The organism is Jiangella mangrovi (assembly GCF_014204975.1).
GTDB classification, from domain to species: domain Bacteria; phylum Actinomycetota; class Actinomycetes; order Jiangellales; family Jiangellaceae; genus Jiangella; species Jiangella mangrovi.
Map to the genome: position 1 here is coordinate 5889614 of NZ_JACHMM010000001.1, position 25179 is coordinate 5914792.

The window sequence follows — 25179 nt, forward strand, 5'->3', positions numbered from 1 at the left end:
CGCTCCATGATCATGTCCGTTCGCGGCGCGCAGCCGACCGCGAGGGAACACGATCACGCGTGCCGTACCGACGCACCAGCGTCACCACGGCCAGCAGCACGAGGGTCAGCGCCAGCAGCCAGGCCGGCCGGGTCAGCCACCAGGTCGTGCTGCCCGGCGCGGGCGGCTGACAGTCCACCGCGATCAGCACACCGAACCCCGCCACGAGGACCAGGAGGTGCCACAGGTACACCGTCATCGCGACCGCACCGAAGCGGCGCACCACCACCCAGACCGCGGGCCGATCCAGCCAGCCGAGCAGCCGAGGCCGGGCCAGCAGCAGGGCCGCACCCTGGGCCAGGCTCAGCACGACCACGCACACGGTCGGCGGCGACATGTTCGAGAGCTGCCCGGGCAGCCCCACCATGCTGACCGGATACGGTCCCGGGCCAGTCAGCAGCACCAGCGCGGCCACGGTGGTCGCCAGCGTCAGCCACAACCGGCGCCGCGACAGGGCGGCGAACCGGCCGTCGGCGTACCAGACGCCGAGCTGGTGCGCGAACAGCCAGACGAGCGCCAGGTTGGCGAACGGCACGGCGTTCAGGACCGCCGCGGCCGGCCCGTGGGCACCAACCGCGGGGTCGAGGAGTCCGCTGGTCAACCGCACGACGTCCACGGCGATGGCGCCGGCCGCGAGCAGCGCCGGCGTCGCCCGGGGCGCCACCGCATGCCAGCGCGCCAGGAAGGGAGCGACCACGATGATCCCCGTGTAGACGGCCAGGAACCAGAGCGGCTGCACCAGCAGGCCGGCCACCGCGAGGGCATCGCCTGCCGGAAACCCGGCCGCCGGCGCCACCACCGCCACGACCGGCGCCACGGCCAGGAACACGACACCCAGGAACACCGCCGCCGGCCGCCACAGCCGCACGAGCCGCGACCGCACGAAGTCCCGCGGCCCGCAACCGGCTGCGACCGTCCGCCGCCAGACCGTCAGGTTCGCGAACCCGCCGGCCATGAAGAACAGCGGCATCACCTGCAGCACCCAGGTCGCGGGCCGGAGCGCGGCGAGAGACGTCAGGGCGTTCTCCCCCACGATCCGCCCGTCGGACGAGACGGAGACGGAGGCCATCAGCCAGTGCCCCATCACGACGACCGCCAGGCTGCCCGCCCGGACGGCATCGACCAACCGGTCACGCCCGGCCACGACCGAGCCCCCGACTCCGTCCCACGGAGCGGCGACGGCGGTCATCGAAACCGCCGGACGACCGACGGGGCGGCGAGGGCGGCGGCGATGAGGACGCCGGACACCAGGTACGGCCAGACCGCCTCGTCGCCCGGGCTGCCGTAGCCCTGGCGCCACGAATTGAAGCCGACCGCGCCCGCCGTCACGTGAGCCAGCCCCGCGCACCCCGCGCCACCGGACACCGCCGCGCATCGCTCCCGCAGGTCGGCGCCGAACCGGTCGTCGACGGCGTGCCGGGCCCAGGGACCCAGCGTGCCGCCCTTCGCCGTCGCGTAGCGGAGCAGGTCGTACCCGAGGTCGTGCGACCGGCAGGCCGGCCCGAAGTCGTAGGTCGTGCTACCCAGCCAGGAGCAGCCGCCCGACGGGTCGACCAGCCGCGCCGACCCGTCGGCGTCGGTCACGGCGACCGGGCGGTAGCCCGAGACGGCGGCGAAGTCGGCGGGGATCGCCGCGGCCAGCACCGCGGCCGGCGCCGGCCCTGCGGCCGAATCCGACCCCGTGAGCACCCGCACGGCATGGGCGGCGGCCGGATCCTCCACGGTCGCCGGTGACGCGACCTGGCCGGCGCCGGTCACCGCGAACGACGCGGCCACGGCGGCCGCCAGCAGCACGATGCGATTCCACATGCCGCCGAACGCTAGGAACGCGGCCTCGGCGGATCGTCCCGCTACGGAGCCAGGTTCGGCCTACCCCGCTGGTATCCCCTGAGGGACACCCCCGTAGTACGACGCGCCGGCGCGGCCGCCGCCCTAGGGTGAACCGCGTGAACGGGGACCGGCGTACCGCCTGGACGTGGCTGCCGTGGCTCGGCGCCGCGGCGGCGTTCGTCGCGACCCTGCAGACCGCCGACGACGTGCTCGACGTCCCGCTGACCACGACCCCGCTCGTCGCCGCCGCGGCCGCCGTCCCGCTCGGGCTGATCACGACGCTGCCGGCGCTCGGCTGGCTGCTGTCGGCCGGCACGGCGCTCGCGGTGTCGCGCGCGTTCGAGGTCACCGACGGCGACCCCTGGCCGTGGCCCATGGTGCACGGCGTCGTCCTGCTGGCGCTGCTGTTCGCGACGGCGTTCCAGCCGCTCCCCAGAGCCGGGCGGGCCGTCACGAGCATCGCCCTGCCGGTGGTCGCCACCGTCGCCACGGCGTTCCTCTTCGCGTTCTCGGTCCCCGACGACCTGCGGGCCGGCTGGACGGTCGGCGTGGCGGTGATCGGCGCCGCCGGCATCGTCACCGCGCGGCTGCACCTGCTCCCCGCGCTCCCGGCCGGCCCCGCCGTCCCGCCCGGCCCCGCCGTCCCGCCCGGCGAGCTCCCCCGGCTGCTCCGCCGAGCGCTCACCACCACTGTCGCCGACTGGGGACCGCCGCCGGCCGTCAGCGAGCCGAGCGCCGTCGCCCCCTGGGTCCGCCGCTTCGTCCCCTGGCTGGCCGCCTTCGTGATCTTCTGGACGGCCATCGCGACCATCGAGGCGTCGGTCGACATCCACCCGCTGCTGGTTCCGGCCGCCGGCCTGGCCATGGCGCTCCCGGCCGGGCTGGTCGACCGGCACCCGCTCATCGGCTGGCGGCTCGCGACGGTGCTGGGCATCGTCCTCGTCCTGCTCGGCCCGCCGGCGGACGGCGAGTACGACGGCGCCTGGCCGGTGATCTTCCAGTGGGTGTGGCTCGCGACGGTGTTCTTCGTCGCCGTCCGCTACGACCGCTGGACCACGATCTGTGTCTGGGCCGTCACCGTCGCCGCGATGACGACGGGGTCGGGCGACAACGCGGGCACCTCGGTCACGCTGATCATCGCGGCCACTGCCGTCGCCGTCATCGGCGACCTCGTCCGGTCGCGCCGCTCCACCAGCCGCGACCTCGAGCGGCAGACCGAGCTCAGCGAGCTCGAGAAGGCCCGCCGCACGGTCCTCGAGGAGCGCAGCCGGCTCGCCCGCGACCTCCACGACGTCGTCGCCCACCACATGTCGATGGTCGTCGTCCAGGCCGAGACCGCGCCCTACCGGCTCGAGGACCTGCCCGACGACGCCCGCGCCGAGTTCGCCTCGATCAGCGGCTCGGCCCGGCAGGCGCTCGACGAGATCCGCGGGCTGCTCGGCGTGCTCCGCGGCACCGACGAGGCGGTCGCCCTCGCGCCGCAGCCCGGCGTCGAGCAGCTCACCGACCTGGTCGACGGCGCCCGCAGATCGGGTGTCGCGGTCGAGCTCAGCACCACTGGTGAACCGCCGGCCGCCCTCCCGGGCACGACCGGCCTCTCGGCGTACCGGATCGTGCAGGAGTCGCTCGCCAACGCCGTCCGGCACGCGCCCGGCTCCGAGGTCACCGTGGACGTCCGCTACACCGAGACCGCCGTCGAGCTGCGGATCCGCAACTCCCCGCCGGTCGACGACGGCGTCAGCGGTGCGGTCGCCGACGGGGTGAGCCGTGCGGCCGCATCGGGGCACGGCCTGCCGGGCATGCGCGAACGCGCGGCTGTGGTGGGCGGCACGCTGACCGCCGGCCCGACGACGACCGGGGGCTTCGCCGTCACCGCCGTCCTCCCCTACCGGACCACCGAGGAGCACTTCGCATGACCACACGCGTGCTGATCGTCGACGACCAGGCGATGGTGCGGGAGGGGTTCGGTGCGCTGCTCGCGGCGCAGGACGACCTCGAGGTGGTCGGCAGCGCGGCCGACGGCGCCGAGGCGGTGGACGCCGTGCGGAGACACCGGCCCGACGTCGTGCTGATGGACGTACGGATGCCGGTGCTGGACGGGCTCGAAGCGACCCGGCGCATCCTCAAGGCGCCCGGCCTGCAGCACCCGCGCGTCATCATGCTCACCACGTTCGACCTCGACGACTACGTGTACGAGGCGCTCCGGGCCGGCGCCAGCGGCTTCCTGCTCAAGGACGCCCCCGCCGCCGACCTGGTGCACGCGGTCCGGGTCGTCGCGGCGGGCGACGCGCTGCTGGCGCCGTCGATCACCCGCACGCTGATCGCCGACTTCGCCCGCCGCCCCGACCCGAACCGCCCGCGGCCCGAGCGGCTGCGCGTCCTGACCCCGCGCGAGACCGAGGTGCTCAAGCTCATCGCGGCCGGCCGGTCCAACGGCGAGATCGCCGACGCGCTCGTGCTGGCCGAGCAGACCGTCAAGACCCACGTCGGCCGGATCCTCATGAAGCTCGACCTGCGCGACCGCGCCCAGGCCGTCGTCATCGCCTACGAGACCGGCCTGGTGCGACCGGGAGACTAGAGATCCTGCCCGATTCCGGGCAGATTTTTGCCAATCCGACCCCACGCAAGGCATTGTCAAGCGCGTGACGCACACCGCCGCGGACCTCGTCGAGCAGATCGTCCGGACCACGGGCCTCTCCTCCGGCGAGGCGCGACGGGTGGTCGCCGACGTCGCGGCCTACTTCTCCGAGGACGTCGACGAGTACGTGAAGCGGCGGCACCAGGAGCTGCAGCTGCGCGGTGCGAAGAACGACGAGATCTTCGAGCGGATCCGCGCCGAGCTGACCCACCGCCCGGTCCGCGCGCCCGACCTCACCGCCCGGCAACTGCGCCGCATCGTCTACGGCTGACGACCGGCTGACGCGGCCCCCTGGCCGCGCGCCAGGCCCACGAACTAGACACACAGCAACGAGAGGACACGCCACCATGTGCGGAATCGTCGGTTACGTCGGCGCGAAGCCGGCCGCCCCCATCCTGGTCGACGGCCTGGCGCGGCTGGAGTACCGCGGCTACGACTCCGCCGGCGTCGCCGTCCTCGGGCCGAGCGAGATCCGGCTGCACCGCGACGCCGTCCGCGTCCGCGACCTGGAGGCGAGCCTGCCGAGGCGGTTCGGCGGCAGGACCGGCATCGGCCACACCCGCTGGGCCACGCACGGTGTGCCGTCGCAGCGCAACGCCCACCCGCAGCTCAGCGCGGACGGACGGGTCGCCGTCGTGCACAACGGCATCATCGACAACGCCGCCCAGCTGCGGGCGGAGCTGGAGGCCGACGGCGTCACGCTCACCTCCGACACCGACACCGAGGTGCTGGCCCACCTCATCGCCAGGAGCGACGCCGAGAGCCTCGAGCAGGCCGTCCTCGCCACCCTCGGCCGCGTCGACGGCACCTACGGCCTCGCCGTCCTCGACCGCGACCACCCGGACCGCATCGTCGTCGCCCGCAACGGCAGTCCGATCATCATCGGCATCGGCGACCGCGAGATGCACGTCGCCAGCGACACCGCGGCGCTCGTCCGCTACACGAAGCAGGTCGTCCACCTCGACGACGGCGAGCTGGCCACCCTCAGGGCCGACGGCTACCAGACGTTCACCCGCGACGCCCGCACGACGAAGACCGCCGTCACCGTCGACTGGGACACCTCGGACTACGGCACCGACGGCCACGAGCACTTCATGCACAAGGAGATCGCCGAGCAGCCCGACGCCGTCCGCCGCGTCCTCAAGGGCCGCCTCGACGAGCGCTTCCACACGGTGCGGCTCGGCGGCCTCGAGATGGACGCACGCGAGATGCGCGAGTTCCGCCGCGTGAAGATCCTTGGCTGCGGCTCGGCCTACTACGCCGGCCAGGCCGGGGCGCAGTTCATCGAGGAGCTGGCCCGCATCCCCGCCGACGCCGAGCCGGCCTCGGAGTTCCGCTACCGCAACCCCGTCATCGAGAAGGACACGCTCTACGTCGCCGTCAGCCAGTCCGGCGAGACCTACGACACGCTGGTCGCCGTCCAGGAGCTGCGGCGCAAGGGCGGCCGGGTGATCGGCCTGGTCAACGCGGTCGGGTCGAGCATCGCGCGGGAGTGCGACGGCGGCGTCTACCTGCACGCGGGCCCCGAGGTCGCCGTCGCGTCGACGAAGGCCCTCACGAACATGATGGTCGGGTTCGCGCTGCTCGGCGTGCACCTGGGCCGCATCCGCGACGTCTCACCGGCCGACGGCCGCCGCCTCATCACCGCCCTGCAGCGGCTCCCCGAGCAGATCGAGACGATCCTCGAGACCGAGCCGCAGCTCGCCACCGTCGCGAAACGACTCGCCCAAGCGCCGAGCCTGTTCTTCGTCGGCCGCACCCGCGGGTTCCCCGTCGCCCGCGAGGGGGCGCAGAAGTTCAAGGAGATCTCCTACCGGCACGCCGAGGCGTACCAGACGTCGGAGCTGAAGCACGGCCCACTCGCGCTGGTCGGCCCGGACCTGCCGACCGTCGCGATCGTCCCCGACGACGAGCTGCTCGACCGCAACCTCGGCGCGCTGCAGGAGATCACCGCGCGCTCCGGCCCGCTCGTGGTGGTGACGCACGACGGCGTCGACCTCGGCGTGACGCCGGCGCACGTCATCGCCGTGCCGAGGAGTGAGCCGGAGCTGGATCCGCTGCTGCTGACGATCCCGCTCCAGCTCCTCGCCTACCACGCCGCGCTGACGCTCGGCCACGACGTCGACAAGCCCCGCAACCTGGCGAAGTCCGTCACTGTCGAGTGACGGCCCCGACGCGACACGCCTAACCGACGTGCGGGGCGACCTCGGCCGCGATCAACTCGAGGTGGTCGAGGTCGGACAGGTCCAGGATCTGCAGGTAGACCCGGCTGCCGCCCAGCTCGCGGATGGCGTTGATGCCGTCGACGACCTCCTGCGGCGTCCCGGCCAGCCCGTTCTGCCGCACCTCGGAGGGCTCGCGCCCGATGGCGGCCGCCCGGCGGGCGAACTCGGTCTCGTCGGCGCCGACGCAGGCCACCAGCGCGACGGAGTAGACCATGGAGTCGGGGTCGCGGCCGGCCTCCTCGCAGGCCTTGCGGACGGCGAGGAACCGGTCGGCGATGTCGGCCTTGGGCGGGAACGACGTGTTGTACTCAGCGGCGTACTTCGCGGCCAGGGCGGGCGTGCGGCGCGGGCCGTTGCCGCCGACGATGACGGGGACCGGCTGCTGCACCGGCTTCGGCAGGCCGGGCGAGTCGGACACCTGATAGTGCGCGCCGGAGAAGTCGAACGTCGACCCGGCGGGGGTGTTCCAGAGCCCGGTGATGACCGCCAGCTGCTCCTCCAGCAGACCGAACCGCTTCTCGGGGAACGGGATGCCGTAGGCCGCGTGCTCGGCCGCGTACCAGCCGGCGCCCAGGCCCAGCTCGACCCGGCCGCCGGACATCTGGTCGACCTGCGCCACCTGGATGGCCAGCACCCCGGGCTGGCGGAACGTCGCCGACGACACCAGCGTGCCGAGCCGGATGCGCGACGTCTCGCGGGCCAGGCCGGCCAGGGTCGTCCACGCGTCGGTCGGGCCGGGCAGGCCGCTGACCGAGCCCATCTTCAGGTAGTGGTCGGAGCGGAAGAAGGCGTCGAACCCGAGCCGCTCGGTGGCCTGCGCGACGGCGAGAAGGTCGTCATAGCCGGCCCCCTGCTGGGGCTCGGTGAAGATGCGAAGCTGCATGGGGCCAGCCTTTCACGGCCCCGGCCGGCGCCGGCGAGCAGCCGCGCGAACCCCTAGAGCCAGCCCTTGCGCCGGAAGACGACGAACAGCGTGGCGCAGACCATGGCCATGAGCAGCACCGCGAACGGGTAGCCCAGCCCCCAGTGCGTCTCGGGCATGTTGTCGAAGTTCATGCCGTAGATGGTCCCGACCAGCGTCGGCGCGAACAGGATGGCGGCCCAGGCGGAGATCTTCTTGAGCTCCTCGTTCTGCTCGAAGCTGGCCTCCGTCAGCGACTTCATCTCCTCGTTCTGCTGCTGCGTCACCAGCGTGGAGTTGACGGCGAGGATGTCGGACAGCACCTGCCGGAAGCCGTCGACGCGCTCGGTGACCTCCGTGACGTGGTCGGCGACGTCGCGCAGGTAGCGCTGCAGCTCTTCGTCGGTGCCGTACTTCTCGAAGCCCGCCTCGAGCCCGCCGAGCATGCCCGACAGCGGCCGCGTGGCCCGCTGGAACTCGAGCACCTCGCGCGAGAGTTCGTAGATGCGCCGCGACACCTGGGGGTCGCGGCCGAACACCTGGACCTCGATCTCGTCGACGTCGTTGCTGACGCCGTTGACGACGGGCACGTAGCCGTCGACCACGGAGTCGAGAATGGCGTACAGCACCGCCTCGGGGCCGAGCCGGAGCAGGTCGGGGTCGTCCTCCATGCGCCGCCGGACGCCCGACAGGTTCGGCGCCGCGCCGTGGCGGACGGTGATGACGAAGCCGGGCCCGACGAACAGGTGCAGCTCGGCGAAGTCGACCTCTTCGACGGAGTCGAGGTAGCGGGCCGCTCGCAGCACGACGAACAGCGTCTCGCCGTAGCGCTCGAGCTTAGGCCGCTGGTGCGCCTCCATGGCGTCCTCGATGGCCAGCTCGTGCAGGTCGAACTCGTCGGCCAGCGAGATCAGCTCGGCGTCGCTGGGCTTGTAGAGCCCGATCCAGGCCATGGCCTCGGCGTCGGCGCGCAGCTGGCGGTACGTCTCGGCCAGGGAGCTGGGCGTGCTGATGCGCTTGCCGTCGCGGTACAGCGCCGCGTCGACGATGCTCGACACCGGCTCGGTGGCCTCGGGCTCACCGGTGGGATCGTCGGTCACGGTGTTGCCGCGGCCCTGACGGCGCAGAGCCGGCCTGATGACACGCAGTGCACGCTGACGACGAGGTGGCATGACGTCGCTCCCGGGACGGTGAGGCGGACGGAATCGGGTGTCGTGGGACGCAGGACAACCCGGCCGCCAGGCATCAGCTGCCCGTGACCTCGGTGCCCTGCGGCGCATGACTAGGGGGTTCACTGCGCATGGCAGCCTCACCTCCCGATTCGTCGCCGCTGTGCCGCCCTACAGGATAGTCCACCGGGGGCCGGACGGCGATCAGCTCGGCCGGTCCGGCTCCACGATCGCGACGCACTCGACGTGGTGCGTCATGGGGAACAGGTCGAAGGCGCGCAGCGAGGTGAGCCGGTAGCCGTGACCTGCGAAGGTGGCCAGGTCACGGGCCAGCGCGGCCGGGTCGCAGGCGACGTAGGCGACCACGCGCGGCCGGCGGGCGACGATCCGGCGGACGACGGCGGACTTGGCGCCCTCGCGCGGCGGGTCCAGGACGACGATGTCGGCGGCGTCCGGTACCCCGGCCGGCCCGGCCGACGACAGCACCCGGTCGACCCGGCCGGTCGCCAGCCGCACCCACGGGACGTCGTGCAGGTTGCGCCGCGCGTCGGCGACGGCCTGCCGCGACCCCTCGACGCCGAACACCGAGCCCGTCGGCCCGACGACGTCGGCCAGCGCCCCGGCGAACAGCCCGACGCCGCAGTACAGGTCCATGGCCCGCTCGCCCGGCCGGGCGCTGACGCCGTCGAGCACGGCATTGACCAGCGTGTTCGCCGCGCCGGGGTGCACCTGCCAGAACCCGCCGCCGCTGACCCGCCAGGTCCGGCCGGCGGCCTCCTCGGCGACGTGCGCTCGTCCTTCGACGATCTCGCCGTCGACGATGACCTGACGCTCCCCCGTGTTCGCCGCCACGACCTCGACCGTCTCGGCGCCCGGCCACTGGCCGTCCTCGACTCGCGCCGCGCGGACCTCGGGATGCGCGATGCGGCAGAAGTCGATCGGCACGACCTCGTGCGAGCGGTGCTGACGAAGCCCGGCCCGGCCGCCGGCGTCGACGGCGTAGGTGACGCGGGTCCGCCAGTCGAGACCGTCGACGTCGCCAACGACCGGTTCGACGGTCACGGCCACGTCCAGACCCGCCAGCCGCTTCAGCTGCTCCGACACCACGGCGGCCTTCAGCGACCGCTGGGCCGGCAGCAGGACGTGCTGCCAGTCGCAGCCGCCGCACCTCCCCGGCCCGGACCACGGGCAGGGCGGCTCGACGCGGGCCGGCGACGGGGTCAGGACCGCGACGGCGTCGGCGCGCCAGAAGCGGTCCTCGGTGCCGCCCTCGGTGACCCGGATCCGGACCCGCTCGCCGGGCAGCGTGTGCCGGACGAAGACGGCGCGGCCCTCGTGCCGGGCGACGCAGACTCCGCCGTGCGCGACGGCGCCGACCTCGACGACGAGCTCGGTGCCGACGACCGACTCGCCCTTGACGGTGCGGGCCCTGCCGGTCAGTGCGGGCCGCCTCGGCGCACGTCGCCCGGCGCGCGGCGCACGGGCTTGGCCTTCACCGACGCCGCCGACCGCAGCTGCCACGGGACGCTCGTCACCATGACGCCGGGCGTGAACAGCAGCCGGCCCTTGAGCCAGAAGACGCTCTGGTTGTGCAGGATCCGCTCCCACCAGTGCCCCACGACGTACTCCGGCACGTACACCGTCACGACGTCGCGCGGGCTGGCCCGGCGGATGGCCCGCACGTACTCGACGACCGGCCGGGCGATCTCGCGGTACGGGGAGTCCAGGACGCGCAGCGGCACCGGGATGTCGTGCCGGTCCCACTGGTCGAGCAGCGCGTTGGTCGCGGCGGCGTCGACGTCGACGGTGATGGCCTCGAGGATGTCCGGCCGGGCCGCCCGGGCGTAGGCGATGGCCCGCACCGTCGGCTTGTGCAGCCGCGAGACCAGCACGACGGCGTGCACGCGCGACGGCAGCAGCGACTCTGACGGCCAGTCCTCGACCGCGAGTTCCTCGGACGTGGTGTCGTAGTGGCGCCGGATGCCCCGCATGAGCAGGAACAGCAGCGGCATCATCGCGACGACCAGCCATGCGCCGTGGGTGAACTTGGTGATCAGGACGACCACGAGGACGACGCCGGTCAGGACCGCGCCGGTGCCGTTGATGACCCGCGACCGCAGGATCTGCCGTCGTTCCGGCCCCGTCGGACCGGCCGCGAGCAGCCGGTTCCAGTGCCGCACCATGCCGGTCTGGCCGAACGTGAACGCCGTGAAGACGCCGACGATGTAGAGCTGGATCAGGCGTGTCACCGAGGCGTCGAACGCGACGATGAGCAGGCCGGCCAGGACGGCCAGCACGATGATGCCGTTGCTGAACACCAGCCGGTCGCCGCGGGTGTGCAGCTGTCGGGGCGCGTAGCGGTACTGCGCCAGGATCGAGCCGAGCAGCGGGAAGCCGTTGAAGGCGGTGTTCGCGGCCAGGATGAGGATCAGCGCCGCCGCGCCCTGGATGTAGTAGAAGGGGATGGTGTCGCCGCCGAACACGGCCTCGGCCAGCTGCGAGATGACCGTCGGCTGCGGCTGGGTGCAGTCGAACCCGACGAGGTCGCAGGAGTTCTCGACGTAGCGGACGTCGGCGATCACGGCCAGCGCGGTGATGCCGCTGAACATCGTGATCGAGAGCGTGCCCATGATGGCCAGCGTCGCGGCGGCGTTCTTCGCCTTGGGCTTGCGGAAGGCGGGCACGCCGTTGGCGATCGCCTCGACCCCCGTCAATGCCGTACAGCCGGAGGCGAACGCTCTGAGCACCAGCAGCATGAGCGCGATGCCGCCGAGGTCGGTCATCTCCGCCTCGACGTCGTACCCGGCCGACTCCGCGACGGGGTCGGTGCCGAACACCGTCTGGCCGAGGCCCCAGACGATCAGCGCGCCGATGCCGACGATGAACAGGTACGTCGGGATGGCGAACGCGGTGCCGCTCTCGCGGATGCCGCGCAGGTTCATGGCCGCCAGCAGCACCACCAGGCCGATGGCCATGGGCACGCGGTAGTCGTTCAGCTCCGGGACGGCCGAGATGAGGTTGTCGACGCCGGCCGACACCGACACCGCCACCGTCAGGATGTAGTCGATGAGCAGCGCGCTCGCGACGATCAGGCCCGCCGTCGGCCCCAGGTTGGTGTTGGCGACCTCGAAGTCGCCGCCGCCCGTCGGGTAGGCCCGCACCAGCTGCCGGTACGACGCCACGACCGTGACCAGCAGCAGGACCACGACGGCCGCGACCCACGGGGTGTACGTGAGGTACGCCAGGCCGCCCAGCGTCAGGATGACCAGGATCTCCTGGGTGGCGTACGTGACCGAGGACAGCGGGTCGCTCGCGAAGACCGGAAGGGCCAGCCGCTTGGGTAGCAGCGTGTGCCCCATGCGCTCGCTGGGGAGTTTCCGACCGATGAGCAGTCGCTTGGACAGATCGCCGAGGCTCGGCACGATCGGCAATGGTATGCCTTCCACCGCGGACGTGTAACGTCGACTGCGACACGGCGGGCCACGTGGTGCCCGGCCAGCGCGGAAGGACCAGAGTGCACGTCGTCATCATGGGCTGCGGCAGGGTCGGCTCGACCGTCGCGCACATCCTCGAGTCGCACGACCACACCGTCGCCATCGTCGACCAGAACCCCGAGGCGTTCCGGCGCCTGCAGCCCGGGTTCGAGGGCTCGACGGTGGCCGGGGTCGGCTTCGACCGCGACGTGCTCATCGAGGCCGGCATCGAGCGCGCCGACGCGTTCGTCGCCGTCAGCAGCGGCGACAACTCCAACATCCTCGCCGCCCGGGTGGCCCGCGAGACCTTCGGCGTCGACAACGTCGTGGCCCGCATCTACGACCCCGGCCGCGCCGAGGTCTACCAGCGCCTCGGCATCCCCACGGTGGCGACCGTGCGCTGGACCGCCGACCAGATCCTGCGCCGGCTGTTCCCCGAGGGCGCCCAGACCGAGTGGGTCGACCCCACCGGCACCGTCCAGCTGGCGGAGCTGCACATCAGCAGCGGCTGGATCGGCCTCACCGCCGACAAGCTCGAGGAGGCGTCCGGCGCCCGGGTCGCGTTCCTCACCCGCTACGGCGAGGGCGTCCTGCCCACCGTCGACACCGTCATCCAGGACGGCGACCTCGTGCACGTTCTCGTCAACACCGAGCGCATCCCGTACGTCGCCCAGATCCTCTCGAAGGACCCGGAGGTGGAGGTCTGATGCGGGTCGCCATCGCCGGCGCTGGCAACGTCGGCCGCTCGATCGCGTCGGAGCTGCTGGCCAACGGTCACGACGTGCTGCTCATCGACAAGGACACCAAGGCCATCAAGGCCGCCAGCGTGCCCGAGGCCGAGTGGCTGCTGGCCGACGCCTGCGAGCTGTCCATGCTCGAGGAGGCCGCGCTCGACCGCTGCAACGTCGTCATCGCCGCCACCGGCGACGACAAGGTCAACCTCGTCGTGTCGCTGCTGGCCAAGACGGAGTTCGGCGTCCCCCGCGTCGTGGCCCGGGTCAACCACCCCCGCAACGAGTGGATGTTCAACGAGTCCTGGGGCGTCGACGTCTCGGTCTCGACGCCGCGCATCATGAGCGCCCTCGTCGAAGAGGCGGTCAGCGTCGGCGACCTGGTCCGGTTGTTCAGCTTCCGCCAGGGCGAGGCCAACCTCGTCGAGCTCACCCTGCCGGCCGACTCCCCCATCGTCGGGACGGCGGTCGCGGACGTCGCGTGGCCGGTCGACACCTCGCTGGTCTCGATCATCCGCGGCAAGCACGTGCACAGCCCGCTCCCCGACCTCCCGCTCGAGGCCGGCGACGAGTTGCTCTTCGTGGCCGCGCCGGAGCGCGAGAAGCAGCTCGAGGACCTGCTCTCGCCCCACACCGCCTGAGGCCGCCACCCTCCGAAGTTGATCTTGGAGTAACGGGGCAATTTATCGGACATTTCCCCCGCAACTGCCCACTTTCTCCAAGATCGACTTTGGAGTGAGGGCGGAACGCGGCGGGCGCCGACGGCGTGAGCTTCCCGCGGGGTCCGGGTAGGCCTGGGCGACGACGGCGCCGCAGCGGCCTCTGACTCATGATCATCAATGATTCGACCCCCTACAGGTGGTCGAATCATTGATGATCAAGGACCGGTAGGTGGGTCGCAGTGCACACGCACCGCGTCTTCCGGCGCCGGTCGGCGCGTTCGGCACCGACGGGATGGCCTGCGCCGCCGCAGCCCCTGGCCCATGATCATCAAACTTTTGGGTCGTTCTGGCAGCCCGAATCTTGGATGATCATGGCGGCCCGCGGGGCGACGGCGTCAGCCGTCGGCGGGGTCCGGGTCGGTCTTGGCGGCGGGCGACGACGGGGCCGCCGTGGCCCCGATGCGGTCCTGGTGGGCGCGGTAGGCCGGCCGGATGATGAGCCAGGACAGGTACGCGACCAGCAGGAACAGCGGCCAGCTCATGACCAGCCGGGCGCCGGCCAGCCAGCCGATCTGCGACTCGCCGGCGAGGTAGAGCGGCAGCTGCACGGCCAGCCTCAGCGCGAACATGCCCACCCACAGCAGGCTGGCCCGGGTGTACGCGCGCAGCAGCGCGGGGTCGCTGCGCCAGCCCGTGCCCTGCCCGGTGACCAGGCCGACGAAGACGCCCAGCAGCGGCCAGCGGACCAGGATCGAGATCAGATAGGCCAGCCCGTAGCCGATGTTGATGAGCAGCCCGGGCAGGAAGACGTCCTCGGCGTTGCCGGTGCGGTTGGCCATGAACGCGGCCAGGCCGACGCCCAGGAAGCCGGCCACCACGTTCTGCAGCGGCTCCTTGCGCAGCAGCCGGACCACGCCGAGCAGCAGGCCGGAGCCGATGGCGACCCAGAGCGACAGGGTGAGGTCGCGCCCGGCGGCGGTGTAGACGAGGGTGAAGAGCGCGAGCGGCAGCCCGGCGTCCAGCAGGGCGCCCGGCCCCAGGACGTTCTGGGGGCGGAACCGCTCGTCCGAGGCGATCGCCTGGGCCCAGCTCTGCCGGCCGGTGCGGTCGGGGGCGCCGGGATCGCTCTGGCTCATCTCACTCCATGCCTGCGGGTAGCAGCTCGTATCGCGGGTTGTACATGACCCTGCGGCCGTCGAGCGTCGCGACCCTGCCGGTCGCGACCAGACGCCGTCCACAGGTGATGCCGGCGATGCGCCGCCGGCCGAGCCAGACCAGTGTCACCGCACCGGAGCCGTCGAACAAGTCCGCCTCCAGCGCGGGTGTGCCCAGACGCGGCTGCAGCGTCACCGACTGCAGCACGCCGCGGACACGCACGGTGGTGCGGTCCTCGACGTCGGCCAACGGCTGACAGCCGGCCTCTCGCGCGTCGTCGCGCAGCTCCTCGGCCTCGACCTCCTCGTCGGAGGCCACCCACCGAGTGATGGCGCCCCAGAGTCCACGACGCCCTGTGGTGGTGTTCTCTTCCACGGGTGTAAGTCTATTCCGCCCGGCAAACGCGCTGGTCAGGCCTGCAGCGGCTGGGACGGGTCGACCGGCTGCTGGCTGCCGGCCGGCGGCTTCAGCACGATGACGTCGCCCGGGGCCATGGGCGCCTGGCCGCGCACGACCACCGTCTGCTTCACCAGCTCGACGAACTGCTGGAATACGGCGGCGTCGTTGGTGGCCTTGCCGAGGAACGTGGCGCGCAGCATCCAGCGCGGGCCGTCGACGGCGGAGACGCGCGACGGCTGCAGCACCTGCTTGCCGTCGGGCGCCTGCACCGGCACGACCAGCCGGATCTCCGGACCGAACGGCCCGGGCGCCTCGTCGGCGCGGCCGCCGCGGCGCTTGGCGTCCTGGGTGATCTGCAGCCGCGTCTGCCCCCACATGCCGGAGCTGCGCGGAGCGGCGACGGCGATCAGCTGGACCGCGGCGTCCTCGATGGCGAGCACGGCGCTGGTGGCATTGCCGGTGCGCTGGTCGACCTGCAGCTGCAGCTTCATGCCCGGCGCGCCCTTGACCAGCAGCCCGCCGAGGTCGATGCGGCCCTTGCGCGCCTCGGCGAGGTCGACCTCGGACTCGTCGAGCGGGCCGCCCGTGCGGTCGCTCTTCGGCGAGTCGCCCTCGTCATCGCCCGGGCTCTCGGACGTGGTCCCGGCGGTCTCCTCGACCTCGGGCTCGTCCTCATCGCCGTCGTGGCGCCGCCGTCCCCACACCTGACCGTCCCCTTCGCTATCGAACGCCGGCGTTGCCGGCCTGAGTTGCCGTTCCCGTCGAGCCGTACCCACCGTCGCCCCGCGCGGACCCCGGCAGCCGCTCGACCTCGTGGAACCGGGCCTGCTCGACGCGCTGGATGACCAGCTGAGCGATCCGGTCACCGCGCGCGAACACCGCCGGCTCCCGCAGGTCGTGGTTGACCAGCACCACCTTGATCTCGCCCCGGTACCCCGCGTCGACCGTGCCCGGTGTGTTGACGATGCTGACCCCGAGCCGGTGCGCGAGCCCCGATCGCGGGTGGACGAATGCAGCGTAACCCGCGGGCAGGGCGATCGCGATGCCCGTCCCCACCATGGCCCGCTCGCCCGGCGCGATGCTGACGTCGCTGGTCGTGACCAGGTCGGCGCCCGCGTCGCCGGGGTGCGCGTAGCCGGGCAGCGGCACCTCCGGGTCCAGCCGGGTGATGAGGACGTCCACCGGACGGGAGTCGTTCGTCACGGATTCACCTCCGCGACCTTCGCGGCCGCTTCAGACAGCTCGGACGGCTCGACCGCCCGGCTGTGCTCGATGAAGTGGGTGGGCGGCACGACGACGAAGACGGCCGACGCGGTGACGCTGACGGGGCCGTCGGCGGCGTTCTCGCGGCCGGTCGCGGACATGAAGATCTTGCGGCCCTCGGCGCGGTCGACCTCGGCGTCGATGTGCAGCGTGGTGCCGACCGGGACCGGACGGCGGTAGCTGGTCTCGAGGTGGCCGGTGACGGCGGGCTTGCCGACCAGCCAGATCAGCGAGCCGAGCACCTCGTCGAACGCCAGCGACAGCATGCCGCCGTGTGCGAGGCCGGGGGCGCCCTGGTGGTCGTCGGTGACGGTGAACCGGCCCGACACCGTCAGCCCCTCGCCCGCGGTGACCGTGACGTGTAGCCCCGTCGGGTGGTCCGGCCCGCAGCCGACGCACATGCGGTAGTGCGACGCGATGGTGGAGCCGGGCGCCGGCGCGTCGGGGTGCCGTTCGATCACGATCGACGACCCTACCCGCTCGCCTTCGGCGATCCGTGGCAGGCTGCAAGAGTGACTGCTTACCGCGAGCGCCTCGTCGTGCCGGTCCTGTGGTGGGTGCTGCTGGCGGGCCTGGCCGGGTCGGCCTGGCTGGTCTACGACTACGCCTACGGCCCCCGCGTGTCGCTGCCGGTACTGGCCGGCGTGCTCGTCCTGGGCGTCGCCGGGCTGGTCGCCTACGGGCGGCTGCTCATCGCCGTCGACGCCGAGAGCGTGACGGTGGGACGGGCCCGGCTGCCGCTGACGGCGCTCGGCCCGGCCGAGGCGCTCACCGGCGATGCCGCGCGGAACGCCCGCGGCCCCGGCCTCGATCCCCGCGCCTACCTGGCGATCCGGGGATACGTGCCGGGGGTCGTTCGGATCGGGGTCGACGACGACGCCGACCCCACCCCGTACTGGCTCGTGTCGACGCGCCGCCCCGAACGGCTCGTAGCCGTGCTCGAGGCGGCGCGTCAGACCACCGGCCAGTGAACGGGGAAAGGCTCAGCACGGGCCGCTGACGGCCCGGCTGGGTGACGGGGCTGGGCTCAGGCCGCGCAGTCGCGGCAGATGAGCATCCCGTCCTTCTCCTTCGCCAGCTGGCTGCGGTGGTGTACCAGGAAGCACTGCGAACAGGTGAACTCGTCAGCCTGCCGCGGCAGCACCCGGACCGCCAGCTCCTCGTTCGAGAGGTCTGCTCCCGGAAGCTCCATGGACTCGTTCAGGTCCGACTCGTCGACGTCGACGATGCCGGACGACTTGTCCATGCGCCGGTTCTTCAGCTCCTCGAGCGAGTCCTCGGACATCTCGTCGTCGGTCTTGCGTGGCGCGTCGTAATCGGTTGCCATCGATCTATTCCCCCTCACTGGGCGCGTTGTGGTTCGTCCGTTGGCCGGGTCGGTTGGACTCCGTGCCCCTCCGTAACGCACGACGGCCCACGGTTGTGCCCGCTCCGAGCGGGAGATTCTGCCTGATGCCGTACCCCGATGGCACGGCACCCCACACTGTGGGATTTCGTGTCGTCCTCTGGACCGACGCGTCACACCGCCCTCGCGGACGAGGGATGTCACCATTCCAGGCGAGAAGCTGTCAACGGACCGTATGAGGCTGAGAGGAACCGCATGCTCGAGATCGACCGGCTGTCGCGTCGCTACGGGGACGTCGTGGCCCTCGACGACCTCTCGTTCGCGGTCCGACCAGGGCAGATGTACGGATTCGTCGGCACCAACGGGGCCGGCAAGACCACCGCGATGCGCATCGTCCTCGGCGTTCTCGAGCCCGACAGCGGCGAGGTCCGGTGGAACGGCACCCCCCTCGACCAGGACATTCGCCGCGAGTTCGGGTACATGCCCGAAGAGCGCGGTCTGTACCCGAAGATGCAGGTCCACGAGCACCTCGTGTACCTCGCGCAGCTCCACGGTGTGGCACGCATCACAGCCGGAAAGGCTGCATCGGACCTGCTCGACGCGCTCGCTCTGAGCGAACGTGCGTCGGATCGCATCGAATCGCTCTCACTCGGTAACCAGCAACGGGTCCAGCTGGCGGCCGCGCTCGTCCACGACCCCACGGTCATGGTCCTCGACGAGCCGTTCAGCGGCCTCGACCCCATGGGCGTCGACGCCATGGCCGCCGTCCTGCGCGCCCGCGTCGACGCCGGGGCCGCCGTCGTGTTCTCCAGCCACCAGCTCGAGCTGGTCGAGCGCCTCTGCGACGCCGTCGGCATCATCCGCGCGGGGCGCATGGTCGCCGACGGCTCCGTCGACGAGCTGCGTGGCGACGCCGGCCGCCGGTACCGCCTCTCGGTCGGTGCGGCTCCCGGGTGGACGGAGTCGCTCGTCGCCGCCGTGCCCGGCCTGTCCGTGATCGACGACGGCGACCGGGTCGCCCTGGTCGAGCTGCCGCCGTCGGCCGACGACCAGACCCTGCTCGACGCCGCCCGCGCGCTCGGGCCCGTGCACCAGTTCACGCCCGAGCGGCCGACGCTGGCCGAGCTGTTCCGCTCGGTGGTCGCCGAGCCGCCCGCCGAACCCGCCGCCGTCGGCTCCGAGAAGGTCGAGGCCGCCCGATGACCCGCCCCCTGTCGTTCCGCGAGGCCGTCACGCTGGTCGCGAAGCGCGAGTTCGGCCAGCGCATCCGCGAGCGCTCGTTCTTCATCTCGCTGCTCATCACCATCGGCATCATCGCCGTCGTCGTGCTGCTCCCCCGGTTCACCGACCTCGGCAACGACAGCTACGACGTCGCCCTGGTCGGCGAGGCGTCGGCGCTGCAGGAGGCGGTCGAGCGGCAGGCCGAGGTGTCCGACATCGAGGTGAGCTTCGACACGTCGGTGGGTGACGCCGCCGCGGCCGAGCAGGCGGTCCGCGACGGTGACATCGACGCCTACGTCGACGGTGACACCGTCTACGTCGACCAGTCGCTCGACAGCACGCTGCGCGCCGTCCTCGAGAACGCGTACAGCCAGGTCGAGGGGGCGCGGGCGCTGGAGTCGGCCGGCATCGACCCCGCCGAGGTGTCCGCCGCCCTGACGTCCGCGACCCTCGAGACAGTGACGCTCGACCCCGACGCCGACGAGCGCGAGACTCGCGGCGGCATCGCCTTCTTCGGGACGATCATCCTGTTCGGCCAGCTGATCACGTACTCGATGTGGGTCGCCATGGGCGTGGTCGAAGAGAAGTCCAGCCGCGTCGTCGAGGTCATCCTGTCGACCATCCCGGCCCGTGCGCTGCTGGCCGGCAAGATCATCGGTATCGGCCTGCTGGGCTTGGTGCAGCTGACGCTGATCGGCGGACTGGGGTTGGGCATCGCGGCAGCCCTGGGAGCGGTCGAGCTGACCGGCCCGATGATCTCTCCGGTCCTGACGGCGCTCGGCTGGTTCGTGCTCGGCTTCGCCGCCTACGCCTCACTGTCCGCCGCCGCAGCCGCCCGGATCTCGCGGCAGGAGGACCTGCAGAACGTCACCACGCCGGTGAACACGCTGATGATGGTGTCGTACTTCGGCGCGTTCTTCGTCTTCCTCAACCCCGACACCCCCGCCGCGGGGGTGCTGAGCATCGTGCCGCCCTTCAGCGCCCTGATCATGCCGCTGCGCATGGCCCGGGGCGATGCCGCCGGCTGGGAGGTCGCGCTGGCGCTGGGGCTGATGCTGGCGTTGATCGCGGTACTGGTCGTGCTGGCGGCGCGGATCTACGAGGGCGCGGTGCTCCGGATGGGCGCCAAGGTGTCCCTGAAGGACGCCTGGGCCGCCCGCCGAAAGGTGAGCTCGTCAGGGTCCTGAGGTGCGCCGGGGTGATGAGGTTGGCTCGCCTCGAGCCGTTCCCTCCTGGTCTGGCGTCACGTCCTGGTCCCCCGTCACGCCCGCGAGCCGAAATCGGCCGTTTCGCGTGACACCAGACCAGGACGTGACGGCAGACCACGACGTCACACCCAGGACCAAGCAGGCCGGAACCACCCACCCGTCGCCAGACTCCCCCCGTCCCCCACCGTCAGTCCCGATCAGCGCCCAGCCGCTCCAACAACGACGTCAGCTCAACAGCGACCCCGGGCGTCGCGGCCAGCGCCAGCTCTCCGCCCGCGGCAGCGCCGCGCAGCCCACTGACCACCGCCCCGGCCTCGGCGGCGATCAGACCGCCGGCCGCGAGGTCCCAGGGGTTCAGTCCTCGCTCGTAGTACGCGTCCAGCCGGCCGGACGCGACCGCGCACAGGTCCAGGGCCGCCGCCCCGGCCCGCCGGATGTCGCGCACCCGGGGCACGACCTCCAGCAGCACCGAAGCCTGCCGCGCCCTCCGGCCGGCGTCGTAACCGAAACCGGTCCCCACCAGCGCCAACGACAGTGACGTACACGACGACACCCGGACCGGCCGGCCGTCGAGGAAGGCGCCGCCGCCCTGCACCGCCGTCCAGAGCTCGCCGCTCGCCGGGTTCAGCACCACCCCGGCGACCACGACGCCGTCGACGGAAGCCGCGATCGACACCGCGTACTGCGGGATGCCGTACAGGTAGTTGACCGTCCCGTCGATCGGGTCGACCACCCACTCCACCCCGGAGGACCCCACGACCGAGCCGTCCTCCTCGCCCACGAACCCGTCGTCCGGGCGGGCGGCGAAGAGCCGGGAGCGGATCAGCGCCTCGGCGGCGGTGTCGGACTCCGTCACGACGTCGGTGGGCGTCGACTTGGTGCCGGCGACGGCCATGCGCTCGACGGCCTCACGCCGTTCGCGGACGAGGTCACCGGCCTCGCGGGCGGTCTTCTCGGCCAGGCCGAGCAGCTCGGCGGGCGTCACGACGGGTACGGAGGCGAGTCGACGCCGCACAGGGCGGGCTGGTCGCCGCGCAGGTTCGGGCAGCAGCCGGCCGGGCACACGTCGTGCGCAGGGCCGGGCGCGCCGATGCTCGCCCGCGTGACCGACTCGCCGCGCTCGACGGCGGCCCGCTCGAGCAGGAGGTCGATGACGGTGTCGACGAAGTCCGGGTGGGTGCCGGCGGTGGCCGCCCGGGCCGCCGCGATGCCGAGCTCCTTCGCCGTCGCCAGGGCCTCGGTGTCGAGGTCGTAGGCGACCTCCATGTGGTCGGACAGGAACCCGATGGGCGCCAGCACGACGGCCTCGACCCCGTCGGCGGCCAGGGACGCCAGGTGGTCGTTGACGTCGGGCTCCAGCCACGGCATGGACGGCGGGCCGCTGCGTGAGCAGTAGACGAGGTCGTGCTGCCGCGACACCCCGGTCCGCTCCTCGACCTGCGCACTCACGGCCGAGGCGACGGCCAGGTGCTGCGCGACGTAGGCGCCGCCCGTCGGCCCCGAGGTCTCGGCCATGGCGTCCGGGATGGAGTGCGTGACGTAGACGATGCGCGCCCCGTCTGCGAGGTCGCGCGGGAGGTCGCCCAGCGCGCCCACGACGCCGTCGGCGTTGGCGGTGACGAACCCGGGGTTGTCGAACGAGTGCCGCAGCCGGTCGATGCGCGGCGCGCCCGGCCCCACCTGCTGCACCGCGCGCCAGAGGTCCTCGCGGTACTGCCGGCAGCCGGAGTAGGAGTCGTACGCGCTGGTCACGAACGCAGCGACGCGCTGGACGCCGTCGTCGCGCATGCGGGCGAGCTCGTCGGCGAGGTACGGGTCCCAGTTGCGGTTGCCCCAGTAGACCGGGAGCGAGATGCGCCGCTCGGCCAGCTCGTGCTCGAGGTTCGCGATGAGCGCGCGGTTCTGGTCGTTGATCGGGCTGCGCCCGCCGAACAGGCGGTAGTGCTCGCCGACCTCTTCCAGCCGCTCGCGCGGGATGCCCTTGCCGCGCGTGACGTTCTCGAGGAACGGGATGACGTCGTCCTGCCCCTCCGGACCGCCGAAGGAGACGACCAGGAGAGCGTCGTACGGATCGGTGATGCTCACCGTGAGAGCCTACCCAAGGCCGACCGCGACGTCCCTGCGGCGGCGAGTCCCACAACGGAAAGGGGGTCAGCGCCCATGCCTTGGCAGAACTGGGCGCGCACGGTGCAGGCGCGCCCGGTGCGCGTCGAGCGACCCGCCTCCGCGGCCGAGGCCGCCGCCGTCCTGGCCACCGCCGCGCACGACGGCGTCCGGGTCAAGCCGGTCGGGGCGGGGCACAGCTTCACCCCCATCGCCGCGACCGACGGCGTCCAAGTGCGGCTCGACGGGCTGAGCGGTCTGCTCGCACTCGACGCGGACGCGGGAACGGCCACCGTCAGCGCCGGCACCCGGTTGCACGAGCTGAACGCGCTGCTCGCGGCCCGCGGCCACGGCCTGACGAACATGGGCGACATCGCCGTGCAGACGGTGTCCGGCGCCATCGCGACCGGCACGCACGGCAGCGGCCGGGTGTCGGCGTCGCTGTCGGAGCAGGTGGTGGGGCTCGAGATCGCGCTGCCGGACGGCTCGGTGCGGCAGGTCTCGGCGGCCGATGCGGGCGACGACGGCGACCTCTTTCAGGCCGCGCGGCTCGGCCTGGGGGCGCTGGGCATCGTGACCAGTGTCACCTTCCGGGTCGAGCCGGCGTTCACGCTGCGTTCCACCGTCGAGCGGACCACGCTGGACGCCGTCTGCGAGCGGTTCACCGACCTCGAGGCCGAGGACCACTGCGACCTCTACTGGCTGCCGTTCACCGACACCGTGCAGCTCACCGTCAACCGGCGCACCGGCGAGGCGGCCGCGCCGCCGCACCCCGTCGCCGCCTGGTGGTCCGGCGACGTCGTCGAGAACGCCGGCCTGGCCCTCGTCCAGCGCGTGACCAGGGCCGCACCCAAGACCACACCGGCCGTCAACGCCGTCGCCGCCCGGCTCATCGGCGGTCGCACGTTCGTCGACGCCGCGCCGAAGGTCTTCACCAGCACGCGGCGGGTCCGGTTCCACGAGATGGAGTACGCGCTCCCCCGGTCCGCGGCCGCCTGCGCGCTGCACGCTCTGCGCGACCTCACCAGGCGGGGACCGTGGCGGGTCGCGTTCCCGGTCGAGATCCGGCTGGCGCCCGCCGACGACGTCTGGCTCTCGCCCGCGTACGGCCGCGACACCGTCTACGTCGCGACCCACGCCTACCCCCGCACGGACTACCCCGGCTGGTTCGCCGCCGTCGAGAAGCTGTGGCTGGAGTACGGTGGCCGGCCGCACTGGGGAAAGCTCCATACCCGCGATTCAGGGTATCTTCGCGATCAATACTCGCGAATGGGGTCGTTCCGGGCGGTGCGCGACCGGGTCGACCCCCGGCGGATCATGGTCAACGAGTACCTCGACCAGGTCCTGGGCGAGTGAGCCGGACGTGAAAAACTGCTCGTCAGACCGGCCGGTACGGCGGCGTGGCGGCTTGGATCGACCCTGTCCCACGGGTGACGATGGTGGCAGTCGTGATTGGGAGGTGACGGTGTGCGCGAGGTTCGGCTGATCGCGGTCAGCGAGGACGGCGCCCATCTGATCCTCTCCGGGCACGACGGTGAACAGTTCGCGTTGCGGGTGGACGACCGCCTGCTCGCCGCGATCCGAGGCGACCGAGCGAGGTTGGGACAGTTGGATATCCGGCTCGAAAGCCAGCTACGTCCACGCGACATCCAGGCACGCATCCGCGCAGGCGAGTCCGTCGACTCCGTGGCCGCGGTCGCGGGGATGCCCCGCGAGAAGGTCGAGCGCTTCGCCGGCCCCGTCCTCGCCGAGCGCGAGCACATCGCCGGCCGCGCCCGGCAGGCCACCGTCCGCCGGCTCGGCGGCGACGGCCCGCCCCAGACCCTCGAGGCCGCCGCGGGCGCCACCGCCAAGGTCCACGGCGCCGACCCCGACCTCGTCGAGTGGGACGCCTGGCGGCGCGAGGACGGCCGCTGGCTGGTCCGCTTCGCCTGGGCCGGCGAGGAGGAGGACTCCGCCCTCTTCTCGTTCGACCCCTCCGGCCGCACCGTCGTGCCCGAGGACGACAACGCCCGCTCAATCGCCGGCGTGCTGCCCGCCGAGGCGCCCGCCGGCCCCGAGCCCGACGTCCCGACGGGGCCCGCGCGGCTCTCGGTCGTCGGCTCGCGGGGGGCCGCCGCTCCCGTCGATGACGACGAGGGACCCGACCTTCCGGCGTTCCTCAAGCCGTCCGCGGGCGTGGGCCCGGTGCGCGGCCTGGTCCGCGACTACGACGACGCCGCCGACCCCGACGACGACGAGTTCGAGAACACCACGCCGATCCCGACGGCCGCCTCCCGTCGTGGCACCCGGCGCACGACCAGTCGCCCCGGCCGCGAGCGCCGTCGCCGCGAGCCCGACCTCTTCCACGACCACGCGCCCGAGCCGGCCCCGGCACCGTCTGCCCCGTCGTCGCGAGAGGTCGCGCGCGAGGAGCCCGCCGCTCACGACGAGGACGATGCGGTCACCAGCGAGCGGCTGCGGCTCAGCGACATCGCCCAGCACGTCGAGACCGAGGAGGCCGCCGAGGCCGACCTCGCCGCGACCGCCGACGAAGCCGCACCGCCCGCCCGCAAGCCGGCCTCGTCGCGCAACCGCCGGCCGAGCGTTCCGAGCTGGGACGAGATCATGTTCGGCCGCCGCAAGAACGACTGACGCATTGCCCCGAAGCCCCGCCCGTCCTCGTGACGCGGCGGGGCTTCGTCGTGCCGTGGGCATTGCCGTGAGCTATGGGGCCGACGGCACCCGGTACCCGTCGGGGATTCATCCAAAGTTCGATCTACCGCCAATGGGATGATCCGGACAAGGTGCATCGAAAGCATTCACTGCTGCTGACAC

25 protein-coding genes are annotated in these 25179 nt (G+C 72.5%); 11 read left to right on the forward strand and 14 right to left on the reverse strand.

Annotation, left to right across the window (positions count from 1 at the left end):
- Window positions 1-10: 10 nt before the first annotated feature.
- Both HD601_RS27320 and HD601_RS27325 read right to left on the reverse strand, forming a co-directional pair.
- Window positions 11-1228, reverse strand: a complete 1218-nt coding sequence (locus HD601_RS27320; RefSeq protein ID WP_184827305.1) for an acyltransferase family protein — start codon at window positions 1226-1228, stop codon at window positions 11-13.
- Window positions 1225-1848, reverse strand: a complete 624-nt coding sequence (locus tag HD601_RS27325) for a phospholipase A2 family protein (RefSeq protein WP_184827307.1) — start codon at window positions 1846-1848, stop codon at window positions 1225-1227. Before HD601_RS27325 ends, HD601_RS27320 begins: the two co-directional genes overlap by 4 nt.
- 137 nt (window positions 1849-1985) lie before the next feature.
- On the opposite strand from HD601_RS27325, the gene HD601_RS36055 reads away from it, so the two are divergent.
- The 4 genes from HD601_RS36055 (at window position 1986) to glmS (ending at window position 6672) form a co-directional block, all read left to right on the forward strand.
- Window positions 1986-3785, forward strand: coding sequence for a histidine kinase (locus HD601_RS36055; protein ID WP_221441349.1), 1800 nt, complete (start codon window positions 1986-1988; stop codon window positions 3783-3785).
- The gene (locus HD601_RS27335) at window positions 3782-4447 is read left to right on the forward strand and encodes a response regulator transcription factor (RefSeq protein ID WP_184827309.1); all 666 of its coding nucleotides are present in this window, start codon (window positions 3782-3784) and stop codon (window positions 4445-4447) included. The genes HD601_RS36055 and HD601_RS27335 overlap by 4 nt, the downstream gene beginning before the upstream one ends.
- 64 nt (window positions 4448-4511) lie before the next feature.
- Window positions 4512-4778 carry a hypothetical protein gene (locus HD601_RS27340; RefSeq protein ID WP_246400413.1) on the forward strand — a complete coding sequence of 89 codons (267 nt, stop codon included), beginning with the start codon at window positions 4512-4514 and terminating at the stop codon, window positions 4776-4778.
- A 76-nt stretch (window positions 4779-4854) separates the two neighbouring features.
- Complete coding sequence (glmS, locus tag HD601_RS27345) at window positions 4855-6672, forward strand: glutamine--fructose-6-phosphate transaminase (isomerizing) (protein ID WP_184827311.1); 1818 nt, start codon at window positions 4855-4857, stop codon at window positions 6670-6672.
- Window positions 6673-6691: 19 nt separating this feature from the next.
- On the opposite strand, the gene HD601_RS27350 is transcribed toward glmS, so the two are convergent.
- The 4 genes from HD601_RS27350 to HD601_RS27365 form a co-directional block, all read right to left on the reverse strand.
- Window positions 6692-7615, reverse strand: a complete 924-nt coding sequence (locus tag HD601_RS27350; protein WP_184827313.1) for an LLM class F420-dependent oxidoreductase — start codon at window positions 7613-7615, stop codon at window positions 6692-6694.
- A gap of 53 nt (window positions 7616-7668) precedes the next feature.
- Window positions 7669-8805, reverse strand: a complete 1137-nt coding sequence (locus HD601_RS27355) for a magnesium and cobalt transport protein CorA (protein WP_184827315.1) — start codon at window positions 8803-8805, stop codon at window positions 7669-7671.
- Window positions 8806-9006: 201 nt separating this feature from the next.
- Window positions 9007-10242: a class I SAM-dependent RNA methyltransferase gene (locus HD601_RS27360; RefSeq protein ID WP_184830214.1), complete on the reverse strand. Its 1236-nt coding sequence runs from the start codon at window positions 10240-10242 to the stop codon at window positions 9007-9009.
- Window positions 10239-12224, reverse strand: coding sequence for an APC family permease (locus tag HD601_RS27365; protein WP_221441351.1), 1986 nt, complete (start codon window positions 12222-12224; stop codon window positions 10239-10241). Before HD601_RS27365 ends, HD601_RS27360 begins: the two co-directional genes overlap by 4 nt.
- A gap of 92 nt (window positions 12225-12316) precedes the next feature.
- Between HD601_RS27365 and HD601_RS27370 the strand changes: the two genes are divergently transcribed.
- Window positions 12317-12982, forward strand: a complete 666-nt coding sequence (locus HD601_RS27370; RefSeq protein WP_184827317.1) for an NAD-binding protein — start codon at window positions 12317-12319, stop codon at window positions 12980-12982.
- Window positions 12982-13647: a potassium channel family protein gene (locus tag HD601_RS27375; RefSeq protein WP_184827319.1), complete on the forward strand. Its 666-nt coding sequence runs from the start codon at window positions 12982-12984 to the stop codon at window positions 13645-13647. Before HD601_RS27370 ends, HD601_RS27375 begins: the two co-directional genes overlap by 1 nt.
- Window positions 13648-14063: 416 nt before the next feature.
- On the opposite strand, the gene HD601_RS27380 is transcribed toward HD601_RS27375, so the two are convergent.
- From HD601_RS27380 to HD601_RS34335, 5 genes are read right to left on the reverse strand one after another with little or no spacing between them, the layout of a single operon-like run.
- Window positions 14064-14804, reverse strand: coding sequence for a DUF3159 domain-containing protein (locus tag HD601_RS27380; protein ID WP_184827322.1), 741 nt, complete (start codon window positions 14802-14804; stop codon window positions 14064-14066).
- A gap of 1 nt (window position 14805) precedes the next feature.
- Window positions 14806-15198, reverse strand: coding sequence for an OB-fold nucleic acid binding domain-containing protein (locus HD601_RS27385; RefSeq protein ID WP_343076455.1), 393 nt, complete (start codon window positions 15196-15198; stop codon window positions 14806-14808).
- A gap of 35 nt (window positions 15199-15233) precedes the next feature.
- Window positions 15234-15926 carry a DUF3710 domain-containing protein gene (locus HD601_RS27390; protein ID WP_184827324.1) on the reverse strand — a complete coding sequence of 231 codons (693 nt, stop codon included), beginning with the start codon at window positions 15924-15926 and terminating at the stop codon, window positions 15234-15236.
- A 16-nt stretch (window positions 15927-15942) separates the two neighbouring features.
- Complete coding sequence (dut, locus tag HD601_RS27395) at window positions 15943-16425, reverse strand: dUTP diphosphatase (protein ID WP_184827326.1); 483 nt, start codon at window positions 16423-16425, stop codon at window positions 15943-15945.
- On the reverse strand, window positions 16422-16886 hold the full coding sequence (locus tag HD601_RS34335) for a PaaI family thioesterase (protein WP_184830217.1): 465 nt from the start codon (window positions 16884-16886) through the stop codon (window positions 16422-16424). The genes dut and HD601_RS34335 overlap by 4 nt, the downstream gene beginning before the upstream one ends.
- A 111-nt stretch (window positions 16887-16997) precedes the next feature.
- On the opposite strand from HD601_RS34335, the gene HD601_RS27405 reads away from it, so the two are divergent.
- Window positions 16998-17456 (forward strand): DUF3093 family protein, encoded by a 459-nt coding sequence (locus tag HD601_RS27405; RefSeq protein WP_184827328.1) that lies wholly within the window; start codon window positions 16998-17000, stop codon window positions 17454-17456.
- Between the two features lie 56 nt (window positions 17457-17512).
- On the opposite strand, the gene HD601_RS27410 is transcribed toward HD601_RS27405, so the two are convergent.
- Window positions 17513-17812: a DUF4193 domain-containing protein gene (locus HD601_RS27410; protein ID WP_184827330.1), complete on the reverse strand. Its 300-nt coding sequence runs from the start codon at window positions 17810-17812 to the stop codon at window positions 17513-17515.
- 273 nt (window positions 17813-18085) lie between these two features.
- Here HD601_RS27410 and HD601_RS27415 point away from each other — a divergent pair, with 273 nt between their 5' ends.
- Window positions 18086-19033, forward strand: a complete 948-nt coding sequence (locus tag HD601_RS27415) for an ABC transporter ATP-binding protein (protein WP_184827332.1) — start codon at window positions 18086-18088, stop codon at window positions 19031-19033.
- On the forward strand, window positions 19030-20238 hold the full coding sequence (locus tag HD601_RS27420) for an ABC transporter permease (RefSeq protein WP_184827334.1): 1209 nt from the start codon (window positions 19030-19032) through the stop codon (window positions 20236-20238). Before HD601_RS27415 ends, HD601_RS27420 begins: the two co-directional genes overlap by 4 nt.
- 208 nt (window positions 20239-20446) lie before the next feature.
- Here HD601_RS27420 and HD601_RS27425 read toward each other — a convergent pair whose 3' ends face one another.
- Both HD601_RS27425 and HD601_RS27430 read right to left on the reverse strand, forming a co-directional pair.
- Entirely contained in the window at window positions 20447-21244 is a 798-nt protein-coding gene (locus HD601_RS27425) for an inositol monophosphatase family protein (protein WP_184827336.1), read from the reverse strand.
- Entirely contained in the window at window positions 21241-22344 is a 1104-nt protein-coding gene (locus tag HD601_RS27430) for a ferrochelatase (RefSeq protein WP_184827338.1), read from the reverse strand. Before HD601_RS27430 ends, HD601_RS27425 begins: the two co-directional genes overlap by 4 nt.
- A gap of 75 nt (window positions 22345-22419) precedes the next feature.
- Between HD601_RS27430 and HD601_RS27435 the strand changes: the two genes are divergently transcribed.
- Entirely contained in the window at window positions 22420-23718 is a 1299-nt protein-coding gene (locus HD601_RS27435) for a D-arabinono-1,4-lactone oxidase (protein ID WP_184827340.1), read from the forward strand.
- A gap of 111 nt (window positions 23719-23829) precedes the next feature.
- Window positions 23830-24996 (forward strand): septation protein SepH, encoded by a 1167-nt coding sequence (sepH, locus tag HD601_RS27440; protein ID WP_184827342.1) that lies wholly within the window; start codon window positions 23830-23832, stop codon window positions 24994-24996.
- The last annotated feature ends 183 nt before the right edge of the window (window positions 24997-25179 follow it).

Excerpts from the sequence above, each read along its gene's own strand:
- HD601_RS27325 (WP_184827307.1), bottom strand. The coding sequence starts at position 1,848 with ATGTGGAATCGCATCGTGCTGCTGGCGGCCGCCGTGGCCGCGTCGTTC.
- HD601_RS27420 (WP_184827334.1), top strand. The coding sequence starts at position 19,030 with ATGACCCGCCCCCTGTCGTTCCGCGAGGCCGTCACGCTGGTCGCGAAG.
- HD601_RS27375 (WP_184827319.1), top strand. The coding sequence starts at position 12,982 with ATGCGGGTCGCCATCGCCGGCGCTGGCAACGTCGGCCGCTCGATCGCG.
- HD601_RS27435 (WP_184827340.1), top strand. The coding sequence starts at position 22,420 with ATGCCTTGGCAGAACTGGGCGCGCACGGTGCAGGCGCGCCCGGTGCGC.
- HD601_RS27410 (WP_184827330.1), bottom strand. The coding sequence starts at position 17,812 with ATGGCAACCGATTACGACGCGCCACGCAAGACCGACGACGAGATGTCC.
- HD601_RS27350 (WP_184827313.1), bottom strand. The coding sequence starts at position 7,615 with ATGCAGCTTCGCATCTTCACCGAGCCCCAGCAGGGGGCCGGCTATGAC.
- HD601_RS34335 (WP_184830217.1), bottom strand. The coding sequence starts at position 16,886 with ATGTGCGTCGGCTGCGGGCCGGACCACCCGACGGGGCTACACGTCACG.
- HD601_RS27335 (WP_184827309.1), top strand. The coding sequence starts at position 3,782 with ATGACCACACGCGTGCTGATCGTCGACGACCAGGCGATGGTGCGGGAG.
- HD601_RS27415 (WP_184827332.1), top strand. The coding sequence starts at position 18,086 with ATGCTCGAGATCGACCGGCTGTCGCGTCGCTACGGGGACGTCGTGGCC.
- glmS (WP_184827311.1), top strand. The coding sequence starts at position 4,855 with ATGTGCGGAATCGTCGGTTACGTCGGCGCGAAGCCGGCCGCCCCCATC.
- HD601_RS27355 (WP_184827315.1), bottom strand. The coding sequence starts at position 8,805 with ATGCCACCTCGTCGTCAGCGTGCACTGCGTGTCATCAGGCCGGCTCTG.
- HD601_RS27320 (WP_184827305.1), bottom strand. The coding sequence starts at position 1,228 with ATGACCGCCGTCGCCGCTCCGTGGGACGGAGTCGGGGGCTCGGTCGTG.
- HD601_RS27380 (WP_184827322.1), bottom strand. The coding sequence starts at position 14,804 with ATGAGCCAGAGCGATCCCGGCGCCCCCGACCGCACCGGCCGGCAGAGC.